General features: G+C 56.6%; 10 protein-coding genes and 1 pseudogene. 6 read left to right on the top strand and 5 right to left on the bottom strand.

The window, feature by feature from the left end; translation table 11 throughout:
• Positions 1–840: 840 nt before the first annotated feature.
• The 4 genes from BV390_RS18645 to cybB all read right to left on the bottom strand — a co-directional run bounded on the left by BV390_RS18645 (position 841) and on the right by cybB (position 3,466).
• Complete coding sequence (locus BV390_RS18645) at positions 841–1,959, bottom strand: S-(hydroxymethyl)glutathione dehydrogenase/class III alcohol dehydrogenase (protein ID WP_032687926.1); 1,119 nt, start codon at positions 1,957–1,959, stop codon at positions 841–843.
• Positions 1,960–1,983: 24 nt separating this feature from the next.
• Complete coding sequence (locus tag BV390_RS18640; protein WP_004861424.1) at positions 1,984–2,259, bottom strand: metal/formaldehyde-sensitive transcriptional repressor; 276 nt, start codon at positions 2,257–2,259, stop codon at positions 1,984–1,986.
• A 105-nt stretch (positions 2,260–2,364) separates the two neighbouring features.
• A complete protein-coding gene (locus BV390_RS18635) occupies positions 2,365–2,838 on the bottom strand; it encodes a GNAT family N-acetyltransferase (RefSeq protein ID WP_085397210.1) in 474 nt (157 codons plus the stop codon).
• A gap of 100 nt (positions 2,839–2,938) precedes the next feature.
• Positions 2,939–3,466 carry a cytochrome b561 gene (gene cybB, locus BV390_RS18630; protein ID WP_032687928.1) on the bottom strand — a complete coding sequence of 176 codons (528 nt, stop codon included), beginning with the start codon at positions 3,464–3,466 and terminating at the stop codon, positions 2,939–2,941.
• A gap of 559 nt (positions 3,467–4,025) precedes the next feature.
• On the opposite strand from cybB, the gene BV390_RS31545 reads away from it, so the two are divergent.
• From BV390_RS31545 to BV390_RS18615, 5 genes and pseudogenes are all read left to right on the top strand, one after another.
• Positions 4,026–4,190, top strand: a complete 165-nt coding sequence (locus tag BV390_RS31545) for a YnfU family zinc-binding protein (RefSeq protein ID WP_213084090.1) — start codon at positions 4,026–4,028, stop codon at positions 4,188–4,190.
• A gap of 157 nt (positions 4,191–4,347) precedes the next feature.
• On the top strand, positions 4,348–12,930 hold the full coding sequence (locus tag BV390_RS18625; protein ID WP_085397209.1) for a glycoside hydrolase family 94 protein: 8,583 nt from the start codon (positions 4,348–4,350) through the stop codon (positions 12,928–12,930).
• Positions 12,931–13,226: 296 nt separating this feature from the next.
• Entirely contained in the window at positions 13,227–13,403 is a 177-nt protein-coding gene (locus BV390_RS31960; protein ID WP_213084091.1) for a YnfU family zinc-binding protein, read from the top strand.
• 71 nt (positions 13,404–13,474) lie between these two features.
• Positions 13,475–13,747, top strand: coding sequence for a hypothetical protein (locus BV390_RS18620; protein ID WP_046852589.1), 273 nt, complete (start codon positions 13,475–13,477; stop codon positions 13,745–13,747).
• Between the two features lie 290 nt (positions 13,748–14,037).
• Positions 14,038–14,358 (top strand): annotated as a pseudogene (locus BV390_RS18615) (DUF1294 domain-containing protein); the annotation flags it as partial.
• Between the two features lie 63 nt (positions 14,359–14,421).
• On the opposite strand, the gene BV390_RS18610 reads toward BV390_RS18615, so the two are convergent.
• Positions 14,422–15,309, bottom strand: coding sequence for a LysR family transcriptional regulator (locus tag BV390_RS18610; RefSeq protein ID WP_032687932.1), 888 nt, complete (start codon positions 15,307–15,309; stop codon positions 14,422–14,424).
• A 97-nt stretch (positions 15,310–15,406) separates the two neighbouring features.
• Here BV390_RS18610 and BV390_RS18605 point away from each other — a divergent pair, with 97 nt between their 5' ends.
• The gene (locus BV390_RS18605) at positions 15,407–16,465 is read left to right on the top strand and encodes an SDR family oxidoreductase (protein WP_046852591.1); all 1,059 of its coding nucleotides are present in this window, start codon (positions 15,407–15,409) and stop codon (positions 16,463–16,465) included.
• Positions 16,466–16,477: the final 12 nt, after the last annotated feature.

The raw sequence follows: 16,477 nt of genomic DNA, 5'->3' as shown, positions 1-16,477 counted from the left end.
CCACCCGACGGAAGCCAGCGCAATCGCTAAACCATTTTATCTCTGCCCCGGACGAGGTCCTGATGACTGGCAACGCATGCGCTTTTGCAATTTGCCCGGCGGCGCTAAGCTTGCACGGGCCTACCCGGAAACAACGCTTGCACGGGCCTACCCGGAAACAACGCTTGCGCGGGCCTGCCGGAACAGCGTTTGCACGGACCTGCCGCGAACAACGCTTACGCGGACTACCGGAACAGCGCTTTTGTAGGTCGGGTCAGGCGTCAGCCGCCACCCGACGGAAGCCAGCGCAATCGCTAAACCATTTTATCTCTGCCCCGGACGAGGTCCTGATGACTGGCAACGCATGCGCTTTTGCAATTTGCCCGGCGGCGCTACGCTTGCACGGGCCTACCCGGAAACAACGCTTGCGCGGGCCTGCCGCGAACAACGCTTACGCGGACTACCGGAACAGCGCTTTTGTAGGTCGGGTCAGGCGTCAGCCGCCACCCGACGGAAGCCAGCGCAATCGCTAAACCATTTTATCTCTGCCCCGGACGAGGTCCTGATGACTGGCAAGGCATACGCTTCTGCAATTTGCCCGGCGGCGCTACGCTTGCACGGGCCTACAGGAACAGCGCTTACGCGGGCCTGCCGGAACAACGCTTACGCGGACCTGCCGCGAACAACGATTATGCGGACTACCGGAACAGCGCTTTTGTAGGTCGGGTCAGGCGTCAGCCGCCACCCGACGCGGGGGCGTCGCGAACCGCCGCGATGGTTAAGCGGGTATGAAAATCTGCGGCAGAGTCATCTCTGTTTAGCAATAACCCGGGCATGCCCGGGTTATGTTTGGTCTGAAAATCAATTCTCGCCGAAATGAATGACGGTACGAATTGATTTCCCTTCATGCATCAAATCAAAAGCCTCGTTAATCTGCTCCAGCGGCAGGCGGTGGGTGATAAACGGATCGAGGTCGATTTTACCGGCCATCGCGTCTTCAACCATACCCGGCAGCTGGGTGCGCCCTTTCACCCCGCCGAATGCCGAACCGCGCCATACGCGCCCGGTCACCAGCTGGAACGGACGGGTTTTGATCTCCTGGCCCGCACCGGCAACGCCGATAATCACGCTCTCACCCCAGCCTTTATGGCAGCACTCGAGCGCCGCACGCATCACGTTCACGTTGCCGATACATTCGAAGCTGAAGTCCACGCCGCCATCGGTGAGCTCAACGATCACATCCTGAACCGGCTTATCATAATCCTTCGGGTTGATAAAATCGGTCGCCCCCATCTCTTTGGCGAGGGTGAATTTTTCCGGGTTGGTATCCACCGCCAGAATGCGTCCGGCTTTCGCCTGCACCGCCCCCTGGATGACCGCCAGACCAATCCCGCCGAGGCCAAAGACCGCCACGGTATCGCCCTCTTTAACTTTCGCGGTGTTGTGAACGGCGCCGATACCGGTGGTCACGCCGCAGCCCAGCAGACAGACTTTATCCAGCGGCGCCTGCGGGTTCACCTTCGCCAGTGAAATTTCGGCGACCACGGTGTATTCGCTGAAGGTGCTGGTGCCCATGTAGTGGTACACCGGCTCGCCGTTATAGGAAAAGCGGGTGGTGCCATCCGGCATCAGGCCTTTCCCCTGGGTGGCACGTACCGCCTGGCAGAGGTTAGTTTTACCGGATTTACAGAATTTGCACTCGCGGCACTCTGCGGTATACAGCGGGATAACGTGATCGCCAGGCTGCAGGCTGGTGACGCCTTCGCCAACTTCGACCACGATACCGCCACCTTCGTGACCCAGCACGGCCGGGAACACCCCTTCCGGATCGTCACCGGAGAGCGTAAACGCATCGGTATGACAGACGCCGGTGTGGGTAATTTTGACCAGCACTTCACCTTTTTTCGGCGGAGCAACGTCAATTTCAACAATCTTCAGCGGCTGGCCTGGGCCAAACGCGACAGCTGCACGTGATTTCATAACCGTCTCTTCCTTCGTGATGATTTATTTTAAATAGGATCGTAGCAGATGACCGACTTCCGCCATTCTGGCCGCTCGCTGATCCGGGGTCGTTTCGCCGCTGACCAGCTCGTCCTGGAGGTGGATTTCCACCATTTCGCCCATCAGGCCGTTGGTCGCCCCGCGGATGGAGGCAATCTGCTGCAGAATCGACATGCAGGATTCGCCGGACTCCAGCGCCCTTTCCAGGGCTTCAACCTGCCCGCGAATGCGACGTACGCGGCTGAGCGCGCGTTTTTTGTCTTCAGGTGAATGTGGCACGATGACGCCCTCAATATTGTATAGGGGGGTATACTATATTTTATTAAGCAAAGTGGCAAACTAAAACGCCGCTTTAAACCGTAGCACAGCGGCGAGCCGTTGAGGTTAGTTGAGCCGGAGCACCATCTCCACGCAGCGTAAATCCGCCTTCGCCAGCTTAGACGGCAGCAGCTTTTCGCGCACGGCGACAAAACCATGGCGCAGATAAAAACCGGCCGCATTCGGCGTCGCTTCCAGCGTCAGGCACTGGAGATTCCGCCGCCGCGCTTCGGCGATGATGGTCGTCAAAATCATTCCGGCGCAGCCTTTTCCGCCCCATACGGGCAAGGTAAAGATGGCTTCCACGCTGGCTGTGCGCAGATCAAGATAGCCGGTCGCCACCGGGCGCCCACTCTCTTCCTCAACAACAAAAAAGGGGTTGTCGCGCACCGCATGGCGATACCCTTCCGGCATCGTATCCGGCGTCCAGGCCTCGAGGACCGCGGCTGCGTAGCTCTCACGACAACCGTTGCGAATGGCCTGATTGCGGATGATCCATAGCGCAGGTGCCTCATCCGGCACGGCAAGTCTGACCTTCATGTTGGGCTCCTTTTTCCTCAGTCCGTCTCAGATCTACCACAGCCGGCGGCGAAAGAATAAAAAAACCCCGCTTGGCAGCGGGGTCAGGGGGTCGAGGTGATTAGCGCTTACGCGGCATCATCCGCAGCAGCGTATTATCTTTCCACAGATAGTGGTGCAGCAGCGCGGCCAGCGCGTGCGCGCCAATGATAAAGTAGCCGGTATTCGCCAGCAGGCTATGTACGCCCTTCAGCGTATCCACCAGCTCGAACTGACTTTGCGCCGCAAACGGCATGGTCAGGCCGAAGGCAAACCACGGATTACCACGGTAATACATCATCACCAGACCGACGATCGGCTGGGCGATAAACAGCAGATAGATAATCAGATGCCCCAGATGGGCAAAACCGGTCATCATCGGCGACGGTTTCGGTACAATCGGCGGCGCCGGGTACTTCAGGCGGACCAGCAGGCGCGCGACCATCAACACAAGGATGGCCACCCCGCAGGAAACGTGAATCATATTAATGACCGGACGGTCGCTGCGGGGGAAAAAACCGCGAAGTTCCATGGTGGCATAGGCGCCAACCACCAATAAAAAGACCAGCCAGTGGATACCTGTTTGCAGGCCAGTGTATTTATCGCGCATGGTAAACCCTTAACAAAACTGTGATGCCGACAACATAACGACCTTTCCTGAGAAATTCATTAACTTTTACGTACTTATAAGAAACAATTGCCGGTAAGCATCTATTTTCAACAAAAGCAATGAGTTACTCGTGTTGCCCGTGGCCTGTGCAAGGTCCTTTGCCGCCATTCAACCGCGCCAAAACCGGCTCCCACTCCCGCTGTTATCGCCAAATCTCCCCCATGAATAGCGCCGCTCTCTTTTACTTTATTCCGCAACATATTGATGTACCGACGGATTTATCCTTTTCAGGTCATGTTCTTGCCGCCAGCCCTGCCCCTTTGACGTGACAACGTCACACATCACGTCACCGTCCGGCTGCTGATGTTACGGTTTTTGCTTGCGATGACGACAGATTGCGATAACGGTCCGCACGGCGGCAATCGAGGAGATGAAAAACAATGCCTTAAGCAAAACCGGCTGCAGAGAAGATCCCTACAGGATGGGGGCACACATTAAACAGATTAAATTTTAGCCATACGTGGTACACTGGCGCACATTCATTGAAAGGTTAATCATCATGTCTTTTCTCGATTACGCAATGAAGTTCATCGGTAGCGCATCCACGTCCACCATCACCTGTCCCGTCTGTGGCTTATCATCAACCCAGTCCACCTCTAAGATTCGCTTAAAACAGGCCATGCTGTGCCCCGGATGCAAGGCTATTTTTGTCTCGACACGCTAGCCAGCGTCTTACGCCGACCCACTTAAACCCCGTGTTCTATACTGAATAAAGACCGGCAGCTGTTAAATCCCTGATGCCTCACGCCCATCCTGAGAGAACGTTTCTGAACTGATTTCGCAACTGCTCCTGCGCGTTAATGTCGCATCAGAGCAACGCTATGAAAATGAATCCCCGAGCATGGTTTAGCCGCGCTCACCCCTTTACAAAAATCCCTGGACGGGCGCCATTCCCGGCCAACGACCCGAGCGGTGAAAATAGTCTGCGGCCAGAGCTGTTTTCGGCCCTCCAGATGGAACGTTACGGCCAAAAACTGGCGCATACACATAAGCTGTCGCCGGACAAACTGCCTTACTATCTTCTCAAACGGCTTGGCGATAACGAGGCCGTGATCACCCATAACTGTTATGCGCTCAATGCCGGGAAAAAATCGAGTATTATGCCCGCAGGCGAGTGGCTTCTTGATAATTATTACCTGATTGAGGAGCAGATTCGTATTGTCCGCCAGCACCTGCCGAAAAGCTTTGGCAAAGGTCTCCCCGCCCTGATATCGCCACACCAGTGCCCGCGTATTTACGATATCGCCTCTGAAGCGATTGCCCACGGGGACGGACGCTGGGACGTAGCCAGCCTCACCAGTTATATCGCCGCCTATCAGCAGGTGACGCCACTGACTTTAGGCGAGGTCTGGGCTTTACCTGGCATGCTGCGTCTGTCGCTGATCGAAAACCTGCGTCGTGTCAGTATCGAAGTGGTAAAAGCCCAGCAAGAGCGCAGCCTGGCGGACACATGGCTCACGCGGATTTTTGAATGTGCGGAGAATACGCCCGCCGATTTAATCATGGTGGTTGCCGACATGGCGCGCGCGCGACCGCCGCTCAGCAGCGCGTTTGTCGCGGAACTGGTACGTCGCCTGCAGGGGCATGGCAATGCGCTGGCGCTGCCGTTGACCTGGGTGGACCAACGTCTTGCTGAACAGGGCGTGACGACCGAGGTTCTCATTCACCGCTTCAATCAACAGCTTGCCGCCAGCCAGCTTTCTGTCAGCAACAGCATCGCGGGTTTACGTTTGCTGAGCGAAACAAACTGGGCCGATTTTGCCGAGACGATCAGCGTCGTGGAGCAGACATTGCGTCTTGACCCAGCCGATACCTATTCCCGGATGCACTTTGATACCCGGGATCATTACCGCCATGTCATCGAGATTCTGGCCAGAGACAGTCGGTTCAGCGAGCCCGAAGTCGCCAGGCGGGTGCTGGCGCTTTCCCAGGAAAACGCGCCCGCCACGCCGGGACATCATGTGGGTTATTATCTGGCAGGTGAAGGCCGCGAACAGCTGGAAGTGCAACTCTGCGCTGACACTCCAGGACTTATCCGGCTGCGGCACAGTTTCAACAAAATCCCCTTGTTGTCATGGCTCGGCAGTCTCAGTTTGTTAACGACGGCCGTAACGGCCGGAATCCTGCACGCCACTGCGCAACAGGGAATGGGCTGGATACTGATCCTTTTGGCGGTGCCGCTGATTGTGGCGGTGAGCCAGTTAATCAGCGATCTGCTCAGCGAAGCGACCACCCGTTTTCGCACTCCCCGGCCTTTGCCACGAATGGATTTTTCCGCGGGAATTCCCGCTGACTGTGCGACGATGGTGGTTATTCCCTGTATGCTGACCAGCCACGCAAGCATCAGTCAGCTCCTCACCAGTCTTGAAGTGTGCTGGCTGGGCAATCAGAATGAACACCTCCGCTTCGCTCTTCTCACTGATTTTGCTGATTCAACGGTTGAAAATCCGCCGGAAAACGCCCTGCTGCTCAGGCAGGCCATCACGGAAACAGAGGCGCTTAACCGACGCTATCCCGGCAACCGCCCACGCTTTTATCTGCTGCACCGTCAGCCTGAATGGATCCCGGCACAGGAAACATGGATGGGCCATGAACGTAAGCGGGGAAAACTGGCATTGTTGAACCACTGGTTGCGCCACCCGGCAAACCAGTTTTCCAGTGTCGCCGGGCTGCCTGCGCACCAGTTGCCGGGCCCGATTAAATATGTCATCACCCTGGACAGCGATACGCTTTTGCCACGCGACACCGCGCATAAACTGGTCGCAACCATGGCGCACCCGCTCAACCAGCCAGTGTATGATCCGCTGCGACAGAGGGTCGTCAAAGGGTATGGTATTTTACAGCCGGGACTGGCAGAGGAGATGCCGCGTAACGGACAGGGGCGCTATGCTGCCCTACGCAGCAGCGTACCGGGTAATAATCCCTATTCGATGATGTCTTCGGATATCTATCAGGATCTCTTCGGCGAAGGGTCGTTCGTTGGTAAAGGGATTTATGACGTCGATATCTTTGTCCAGGCCACAGCCAACGCCTGCCCGGAAAATCTGGTTCTCAGCCATGATTTACTCGAAGGGTGCTATGCCCGCTCCGGGCTACTCAGTGAAGTCTTACTCTACGAACAATACCCAAACAACTATCTGTCAGACGTTGCGCGCCGTACGCGCTGGATCCGTGGCGACTGGCAGCTGCTTAACTGGCTCAGCCCATACGTCAGAAAAGCGGATGGAACGCGGGATAAAAATCCGTTATCTCCGCTCTCCTGGTGGAAGTTATTTGATAATTTACGCCGCAGCCTGGTCGCCCCGTCGTTACTGGTACTTCTTTTTTGTTCCCTGCTCTGGGTTCCCAACCCGCTCTACTGGCTTGGCGCGCTGACGCTGGTGTGGTTATTGCCGGCGGCTCTGAGTATCCTTCACGACCTTCTTCATAAACCCCCTCGTCGCCCGTTGCGGCTACATCTTCCGCTGGTCGCCGCCGGCGCGCTGAAGCGGCTCTCCCGGATCGCACTCAATTTTGTTCTCCTGCCGCACGAGGCCGGATATTCATGCTATGCCATTACGGTGACGCTCTGGCGTCTTGCTATCAGTCAGCGCAATCTCATCCAGTGGGCTAGCCACGCGCCGGACAGCCAGCGGTCCCACCTTTCGGTGCTGCGTTTTTATCGGGCGATGTGGCTTAATGTGGTCTCCGGGGTCGCCCTGGCGATGATGACGTATCATTTTGCCCCACCGCTGCTGGCTATCGCCCTGCCCGTTGCAATGCTGTGGTGTCTGGCGCCGCTACTGATGAGCGGGTTAAGCCGCCAGCCTGTGCGTAAGACGATAGCACTGAATCCGGACCAGAAGCAGCTGCTGCGTCAGACGAGCCGCGAAATCTGGGCCTTCTTTGAGACCTTTGCCACGGCAAAAGAAAACTGGCTTCCCCCGGATAATTATCAGGAAATACCGCAGCCCACCGTCGCACATCGCACCTCCCCCACCAATATCGGGCTCTCCCTGATGGCCAACCTGACCGCCTGGGATTTTGGCTACCTGCCCGGGGGCGAGGTGTTGCAACGCGTGACGCTGACGCTCGACTCGCTGGATAAAATGGAACACTTCCGCGGCCACCTCTTTAACTGGTATGACACCCGCACGCTCGCCCCGCTCAACCCACGCTATGTCTCAAGCGTTGACAGCGGCAATATGGCGGGTCATTTACTGACATTACGCGAAGGCCTGTCCGCGATGCGTTATCAGCCGGTGTTGAACAGCGAGCAGTTGCTGGCCGGGCTGAACGACACGTTGATTATTCTGGAAAAATACTGGGGGCAAAACGCGCCAACCGGCCTGCGACTGCTGCGCAAGCACTGTCTGAACGCGGTGTCGTTGCCTGCGGGCCAGCTGTTCGGCGAACTGAAGAAAATGCGCGCCCAATGTAACCATCTGACGACGCAGTGTGCTCAGGAAAACCCGCGGGTGGTGCGCTGGACAGCGCATCTTGAACATCAACTGGTGCAACTGTGCCATGAATGGTCGCATCTACTGGGCTGGTTACCCCAGACGTATAATGAACCGCAGCTACCGACGCTGAGCTGGCTCGCCAGCGCGAGCTATAGCGGCGAAGGAACGCCTCCGGCATCGGTTACGGCGCTGGCCCGCATGCGGCTGAAGATTCTCACTGAACTTGAACAGCGGTTGAACGATCATGCGAGAATGGATTTTGCCTTTCTGTACAGCGAAGCGACCTGTCTGCTCAGCGTCGGCTATAACTGTGATACCAATACTGCGGATAAAAGCCATTACGATCTGCTGCCCTCTGAAATCCGCCTGACCAGTTTTCTCGCCATCGCGACGAATCAGTTACCGTTAAAAAGCTGGTATGCCCTGGGGCGGCTGTTCACCACCATTGATCATGACACCGCGCTGATGTCATGGAGCGGTTCGATGTTTGAATACCTGATGCCGAATCTGGTGATGCCCACCTGGCCCGGCTGCCTGCTGGATGAAATGAGCCAGTCAGCGGTGAAACGTCAGATACACTGGGGCAAAGAGCGTGGCGTGCCATGGGGGGTCTCGGAGTCCGGCTATCATGCTTTTGATGTTCAGCACAATTATCAGTACCAGGCATTTGGCGTACCGGGCCTCGGTCTGCGGCGAGGACTGGCCGACGATATGGTGATCGCCCCGTACGCCACGCTGCTGGCACTGATGGTCTCCCCGTACAAGGCCTGCGACAATTTGCTCAGCCTGGAAAAAAACGGCGCGCGCGGCGAATACGGTTTTTATGAGGCGCTGGACTATACCCCCTCCCGCCTCGCGACCGGACAACTGTATGCTGTCGTCCAGTCCTGGATGGCGCATCATCAGGGGATGGCATTTCAGGCGCTGGCTCACGTGCTGCTTAACGCCCCGATGACCGAGCGATTCATGTCCAGTACCGCCTTCCGCTCGGCGAGCCTGTTGCTGCAGGAACGCGTCCCGGATGCGGTCGATCTCTACAGCCCGCGCCGTCATTTCGAATCCCATGAAGGGAGAGTCAAACCGGTTCGCTATGAACCGCGTATTTTCAGCGGAGCAGATACCCCGGTCCCTGAAGTGCAGCTGTTGTCCAACGGCCATTACCATCTGATGCTGACCCCTGGCGGCGGCGGTTACAGCCGCTGGAACAATCTTGCCCTCACGCGCTGGCGCAGCGATACGACCCGCGATAACTGGGGAGCATTCTGCTATATCCGCGATTCGCAAACGGAGGAAGTCTGGAGCAACACCTGGCATCCCATCGGCACAGATGCCGATAGCGGCGACGAAGCGATCTTTACCGATGCCGGCGCTGAGTTCCGGCGGACTTTCGGATCGCTGAGTGTCAGAACTCAGATTGTGGTCTCCCCGGAAGATGACATTGAACTGCGGCGGCTCACCCTGGTACACAGAGGACGGCTGCCCCGTGACCTTGAACTGACGACCTATTGCGAAGTGGTGCTGGCACCCGACGCCAGCGACCGGGCGCATCCGGCATTCAGCAATTTGTTCATTCAGACGGAGATTAACCCCGATCGTGAGGCGATCCTCTGTCATCGCCGCCCGCGCTCGCCGGATGAACAAACCCCCTGCATGCTGCACATGGTGGTCGTGCATGGTAACAGCAGTAAAAGTATCTCGTTTGAAACGGACAGAGCCCGGTTTCTGGGTCGCGGCAGAACCCCTTCAGATGCGCAGACAGCCGGGAAAAATGGCGCGCTCAGCAACACCTCTGGGGCGGTACTGGATCCGATACTGGCGATACGCCACGCGATTACGCTGCTGCCGGGACAACCGGTTACGATTGATATCGTCTATGGCATCGGCGAAAGCCGCCAGCAAAGTCTGGCGTTACTGGAAAAATATCGGGATCACCCCATCGCTGACCGTATCTTTGAGCTGGCGTGGTCCCATAGCCTGGTGGTATTACGCCAGATGAATGCCAGTGAAGATGATGCCACGCTGTTTAACCGTCTCGCCAGTGCGGTGCTTTATCCCTGTCAGGAACTGCGGGCCGACGGCCAGATTATCAGCCGTAACCGACGAGGCCAGTCCGGCCTGTGGGGTTGGGCTATATCTGGCGATCTGCCGATAGTGCTGCTCAGCATCACCAGCGAGGAGAGCATCGCCTCGGTCACTACCCTTGTGCAGGCGCACCGATACTGGCGGCAGAAAGGACTGGAGGTCGACCTTGTGATCCTCAATGAGAGTCCCGGCGGCTATCAACAGATACTGCAAAACCAGATTATGGATTTGATTTATGCCCGCTCTGGAGCCAGCCTGCTGGATAAGTCGGGCGGCATTTTTGTCCGCAATGGCGAACATCTCTCCGCCGAAGATAAGCAGCTTCTGATGAGCGTGGCCTGTTTGTATCTTGATGATCGCGCCGGCGGACTCAGTGAACAGCTTAACCAGCGCATTCATACGTTGACCCCGCCGACCAGGCGATTCATTGCGCACGCGGCGGCACAGAGAAACCAACATGTCGACTGGACACCGGATAGCAGTAAGTTACGCCACTTCAACGGCTACGGAGGCTTTTCAGAGGACGGGCGGGAGTATCAGATTGTCCTCAGCGAAAACCAGCCGACGCCAGCGCCCTGGTCAAATGTCCTGGCTAATCCCGGTTTTGGCAGCGTTATCTCGGAGGCGGGACAAGCCTACAGCTGGTATGAGAATGCGCATGAGTACCGGTTGACGCCGTGGGAAAACGATCCGGTAAGCGATCGCAGCGGCGAAGCCTTTTATCTGCGCGATGAAGAGAGCGGCGCATGCTGGTCGCCGACGGTATTGCCGGTGCGCGGACACGGTGATTATCTCACCCGCCACGGGTTTGGCTACAGCGTGTTTTCCCATCGTGAAAGCGGGATAGACAGTGAACTGACGGTACTGGTCGCCGAACAGGCGGCGGTTAAACTGGCGATCCTGACGCTCAGTAACAACTCCGGGCGAACACGGAAACTGTCGGTCACCGGCTATGCTGAATGGACCCTCGGAGATTTACGCACCCGCACCGCCTCCCATATCGTGACGTATCCCGTCACCCTTTCCGCGGGTTGCGGGGTGCTGGCCAATAATTTTTACGCTGCTAACGGCGGCGAGCGCACGGCATTCTTTGCCGTCAGCGGTTCTTACTGCTCGCTGACGGGCGACCGCCGCGAGTTTATTGGACGCAATGGCTCATTGCAAAATCCGCAGGCGATGGCACTGCGCAGGCTCTCGGGTAAAACAGGCGCCGGCCTGGATCCCTGCGCCGCAGTACAATCCGCGGCAACCTTAATTGATGGCGATCAGCGGACCTTTATCTTCGTCCTTGGCGCGGAAGAAAACCATAGCCGCGCTCAGGAGACGCTTGCCCGCTATCTCAATGAAGATACCGTCCGCCAGGAACTGAATAATGTTCACCGCTACTGGCATAACGCGCTCGATAAAATCGTGGTGACGACCCCGGATACCACCGTGAATTTACTGGTCAACGGCTGGCTGCTGTATCAGACGATGGCCTGTCGCCTGATGGCGCGTAGCGGATACTATCAATCCGGCGGCGCATTTGGTTTTCGCGATCAGCTGCAGGATACACTGGCTCTCAGCCACGCCGCCCCGGAAAAAATGCGCGAACAAATTGTACTCTGCGCCTCCCGGCAGTTTATTGAAGGAGATGTGCAGCACTGGTGGCATCCCCCGCACGGTAACGGCGTACGGACACGTTGTTCTGATGATTACCTCTGGCTGCCGTTTGCCGTCTGTCACTATGTCGAAACGATCGGTGACCCAGAAATACTGGACCTGAATATCCCTTATCTGCAGGGGCGTCCGCTCTCCGCTGGCGAAGAGTCGGTTTACGATACCCCGGTCCAGAGCAGTAGCGAAGAGACGCTCTGGTTACACTGCGTCAAAGCCATTGAGCACGGATTACAGTCCGGACAGCACGGTCTCCCGCTAATGGGCGCGGGTGACTGGAATGACGGGATGAACCGGGTTGGCATTGAGGGTAAAGGTGAAAGCGTCTGGCTGGGCTTCTTCCTGTACGATATTTTACAACGCTTCGCTTCACTTGCCGATCGGCGCCAGGATGACGCAGTCGCGTCCCTGTGTCGTCGCGAGGCGCTGCGTTTGCAAAACAATCTCGAAGCCTCCGCCTGGGACGGCGAATGGTACCGGCGAGGATATTTTGACGACGGCACTCCCCTCGGGTCAAAAGCTTCGCAGGACTGCCGAATTGATGCGATTGCCCAGAGCTGGTCGGTGCTCTCCGGCGCGGTCAGCCGGGAGCGCAGCGAGCTGGCGATGCAGGCGCTGGATAAGTACCTGGTGGATAACGAGGGCGGATTAATAAAACTATTAACCCCGCCGTTCGACGGCCACGGCCCTAATCCGGGCTATATCCAGGGCTATCTGCCCGGCGTGCGGGAAAACGGCGGGCAGTATACTCACGGCGCCATCTGGGCGGTAATGGCGTTTGCCCGCATGGGGAACGCGGAACGCGCGTGGCAACTATGGTCGATGATCAATCCGATAAACCACGCGCTGGATGCCGATGGCGTGGAAAAATATATGGCGGAGCCCTATGTGATGAGTGCGGATGTCTACAGTGTCGCCCCGCATAGCGGCCGGGCCGGGTGGAGCTGGTATACCGGTTCAGCGGGCTGGGCATATCGTCTGCTGACAGAGGAGCTGCTGGGAATAAAACGCGGCGCGACGTCCTTCACCGTTCACCCGCTGCTGCCGACCAGCTGGCCCTCTTTTGCCCTGACTTATCAATACCGCGATAGTCAGTATCGCATTACCGTCTCACGTGGCGACGGGCAATACCAGGCCACCCTGGATGGCCTGCTCCTCGCCGACGATACCATTCCGCTGCTGGATGACGGACAGCCCCATAGCCTCGATATCATTCAGAACTGATGGCAAACAACCCGCGCATTAACGCCAGTCGTTAATGCGCGAATTATTTTGGCCAATATTCATTGGCGCGCTGCATCGAGAAATTATCCAACTTTTATTTGGCTTAGCTATTTGGCTTAGCCGGTTAACTGCGGTGAGACAATATGATTTCGTTATCAATTTCTCCCCGCCGCGTGCAATTGCGCGAGGATCCATTAACGGCTCGTCTTTAGCCTCTTCAGCGCAGAAATATAATAAAAAGAATAACCGTCAAGAAAGGCGTATAATAAATAACACACCCCTCAGAGAATAAATTTATGTCTTACACCAGTGGAATCAGACAGTTCAAAGAAAGACCTGTCCATGTCACTTGCCCCGCCTGTTCCTGCATAGCAGACCAGAAGGCCGGTAAATTACGCAAAGATGCGATTCTGCACTGCCCGCAATGCGGATTACACTTCCGCCCCTCAGAATGCTGGTGTATTGGCGGCTGAGCAGCAAGTCAATCTCAACCCTTTAAAAACAGCAACATACCTGTTTTACCACGGCGATAAAGGAAAGGCTTATGAAAACCAGAAAAGATGTTTTTATTGAAGGCGATATTCTTGCCAGCCGTCATCCTGGAGAATCGAACCAGCCTTTCTGCATCCATAGGGTAAGGTTTAGCAATGGTAAATATGCGATTATTCGGGCAGCAACAGGGCGATGCTTCATTCCAGGAGAAATGATCCAACGACAGGGTAACGAATGGTTTTACAACCATGTAAAAATTCGTTTGCTCGGCTTTGAATATCTTGATGAAAAAGAATCCGCCAGACAATTTATTGAGTGTTTTTGATATTCATGAACGCGTTATCAGAAATAACATCTGCGCTGTAAACTCACGTCATTAAACCGACGCTGCGTCCGGCGTTTTTGCCACCCGGTTCACCCGGCGCCCTGGCCTGCCAGTGTGCATAAACCGTTTGAAGCACCTTAACGCGTTGGTGGAAAGGATAAGTCCTGCTTGTCGCGCTGATTTATGTCCGAGGCGCAACGGGCGGCGAAGGCCATCAGCAGATTTTTCTTCCGGTCGCATGGTGAGTATAATTCGCCCTCTACATTCACCGATCGCTGCTGGCTAATGGTATGAATCTCAATCGCTTCTGTTATTTACTCCTCGTTTGCGCGGCGACCGCGAGCCTGTTGACTCCGCATCCTTATGTTACGTGGTTCCTGCTCGTCAGCGTACTGACGCTGGTGATTTACGGCATGGATAAAATGGCGGCGCGCAAGGCCTGGCGTCGGGTGCCGGAATCGACCTTGCTGGTCTTCGGGTTTGTCGGCGGATGGCCTGGTGCGATTGTCGGTCAACAGATCTTCCGCCATAAAACGCAAAAACAGCCCTTTAAAACCTACTTCATCATCAGCGTGATAGTGAGTATTCTCGCGACGCTGGCGGTTTATCAGTTCTCTTCGCACTCTGCTTCGACCGTTTCCCGTTCGCTTTTCCCCAACGCGAATGTCTCGCCTTCAGATATTGCCCGTAATGTCAGGCAGTAAGGATTCGATGGCGCTGATAATGCTTCTGACCCTCTGGGGGATAAAGCGGGCGTCGGGATAGACGGCGTAGAGGAAGCGGTCAGGTAAGCGCCACGCGGGTAACACCGGTACCAGCCTGCCGGATTGCACCGCCCTGGCCGCAAGCGGGAGCTGCATACCGCCGATACCGAGGCCGGATTCAATCGCCTGGCGCAGAGCCTCACTGGTATTGGCCCGGAAAACGGTATTCACCTTCACATCGAGAGTATTCTGACCCGAAACCAGGCGGAGCGGTGCTTCCAGCGGGATAGCGCTGAAGCGCACGTGCGGATGCATCGCCAGCTCGCTGACGGAGTGCAGCGGTGTAAAATCAGGTGCCGCAAAGAGCGCCGTTTCAATACGCGCCAGCACGCGCGCCGCGTGCGTTTGCGGTGGCTCATGGCTCAGCCGCAGCGCGACATCGACCCCTTCAGTAACCAGATCGGCGATGCGGTCATCCAGTGACAGCATCAGATGCAAGCCGGGATTCCTTTTCTGCAGCGCCAGCAGGTGGGGCATAAAAATCTGCCCCAGACCGCTCGGCAACTGCACATGTACCCGGCCCTGAAACTGATGATCGGCAGGGTTCAACCGCCTTTCCGCTTCCCTCATGGCCTCGAGCAAAAGCTGCATATCACGCCGGTAGCTTTCCCCCTGTTCAGTCAGCGCCATCACCCGCGTAGTACGATGCAGCAATACCACGCCGAGCTCCTCTTCAAGCGCCGCAATCTGTTGACTGACGGCAGATTGCTTCATCCCGCTCTGGCGAGCGGCCGCAGAAAAAGAACCCGCCTCGGCGACGCGTAAAAAAGTGGCTATCGCATTAAGCTTATTATTCATTTAATGATTCTGCTTATAAGTGCCATCAGTTTCAGGGGATATGTGTGAAAAAAATAATATATCACACTGTTTCTGTCACCTTCCCTGGAGAAACACGATGAATAAGATACAGCAACAGAAAGTCGCGCTGGTCGCCGGCGCCAGCGGTATTATCGGCAGCCAGCTTGTCAAAACGCTTCTGCGTAATGGCTGGGAGGTCATCGGACTGAGCCGCCATGCCCTCTCCCACCCTGACGGTATTCCGCTGGTCGAGGTTGATTTACTCGATGCCGAGGACAGCGCGCGGGCGCTGCGGCCCCTTTGCAATATCACCCATATTTTTTACAGCGCCTGGGTGAATGCCGCAAACTGGACGGAGATGGTTGCCCCGAACGTCACCATGCTGCGTAATCTGGTCAGTCAAATCGAGGACCGGGCTCCGCTGCAAACGGTCAGTCTGATGCAAGGATACAAGGTCTATGGCGCGCATCTTGGGCCGTTCAAAACCCCGGCGCGTGAAAGCGATCCTGGCGTCCCGGGCGCTGAATTTAACGCCGCCCAGCTCACGTGGCTCAGCCATTTTCAGCGTGGAAAAACGTGGCACTGGAATGCCATCCGCCCTGGCGTAGTGGGTAGCGCGGTGGCGGGCAATACCATGAATCTCGCCCTGAGCATCGCCCTGTACGCCTCGCTGTGCCGGGCGTTGAATCTGCCGCTGCGTTTTCCCGGTTCACCACAGACCTGGCACAGCATCGTCGATTTCACGGATGCCGGATTGCTGGCAGAGGCGACCCTGTGGGCGGCAACCTCGCCCGTGGCGCAGAATCAGGCTTTCAATGTCAATAACGGTGACGTCTGGCGCTGGAGCGAACTATGGCCGCAGATCGCACGCTGGTTTGGGCTGGAGGTTGCCCCGCCGGTCAGGCTCTCCTTTCAGCAGTTATTTAAGGACTATCGCGCGCAATGGCGCGACCTTGCCGGGCAGCGGCTGGTGGAGCCGGAACTTTTACGGCTCAGCGACGGCAATTTTGCCGATTTCGTCTTTGGCTGGCATTACGACATGTTTGGCGATGGCAGTAAACTGCGTCGGGCGGGCTTCTCCCGAATGCAGGCAACCGACGAAATGTTTTTCAGTCTCTTCGCGCAGCTGAGAGAGGCACGCATTATTCCCCGATAGCGCGTGGCGCTG

Source organism: Klebsiella sp. YJ (genome assembly GCF_002108615.1).
GTDB classification, from domain to species: Bacteria; Pseudomonadota; Gammaproteobacteria; order Enterobacterales; family Enterobacteriaceae; genus Klebsiella; species Klebsiella planticola.
Note: the sequence above shows the minus strand (reverse complement) of the source record. Positions and strands in the feature narration are given on the sequence as shown.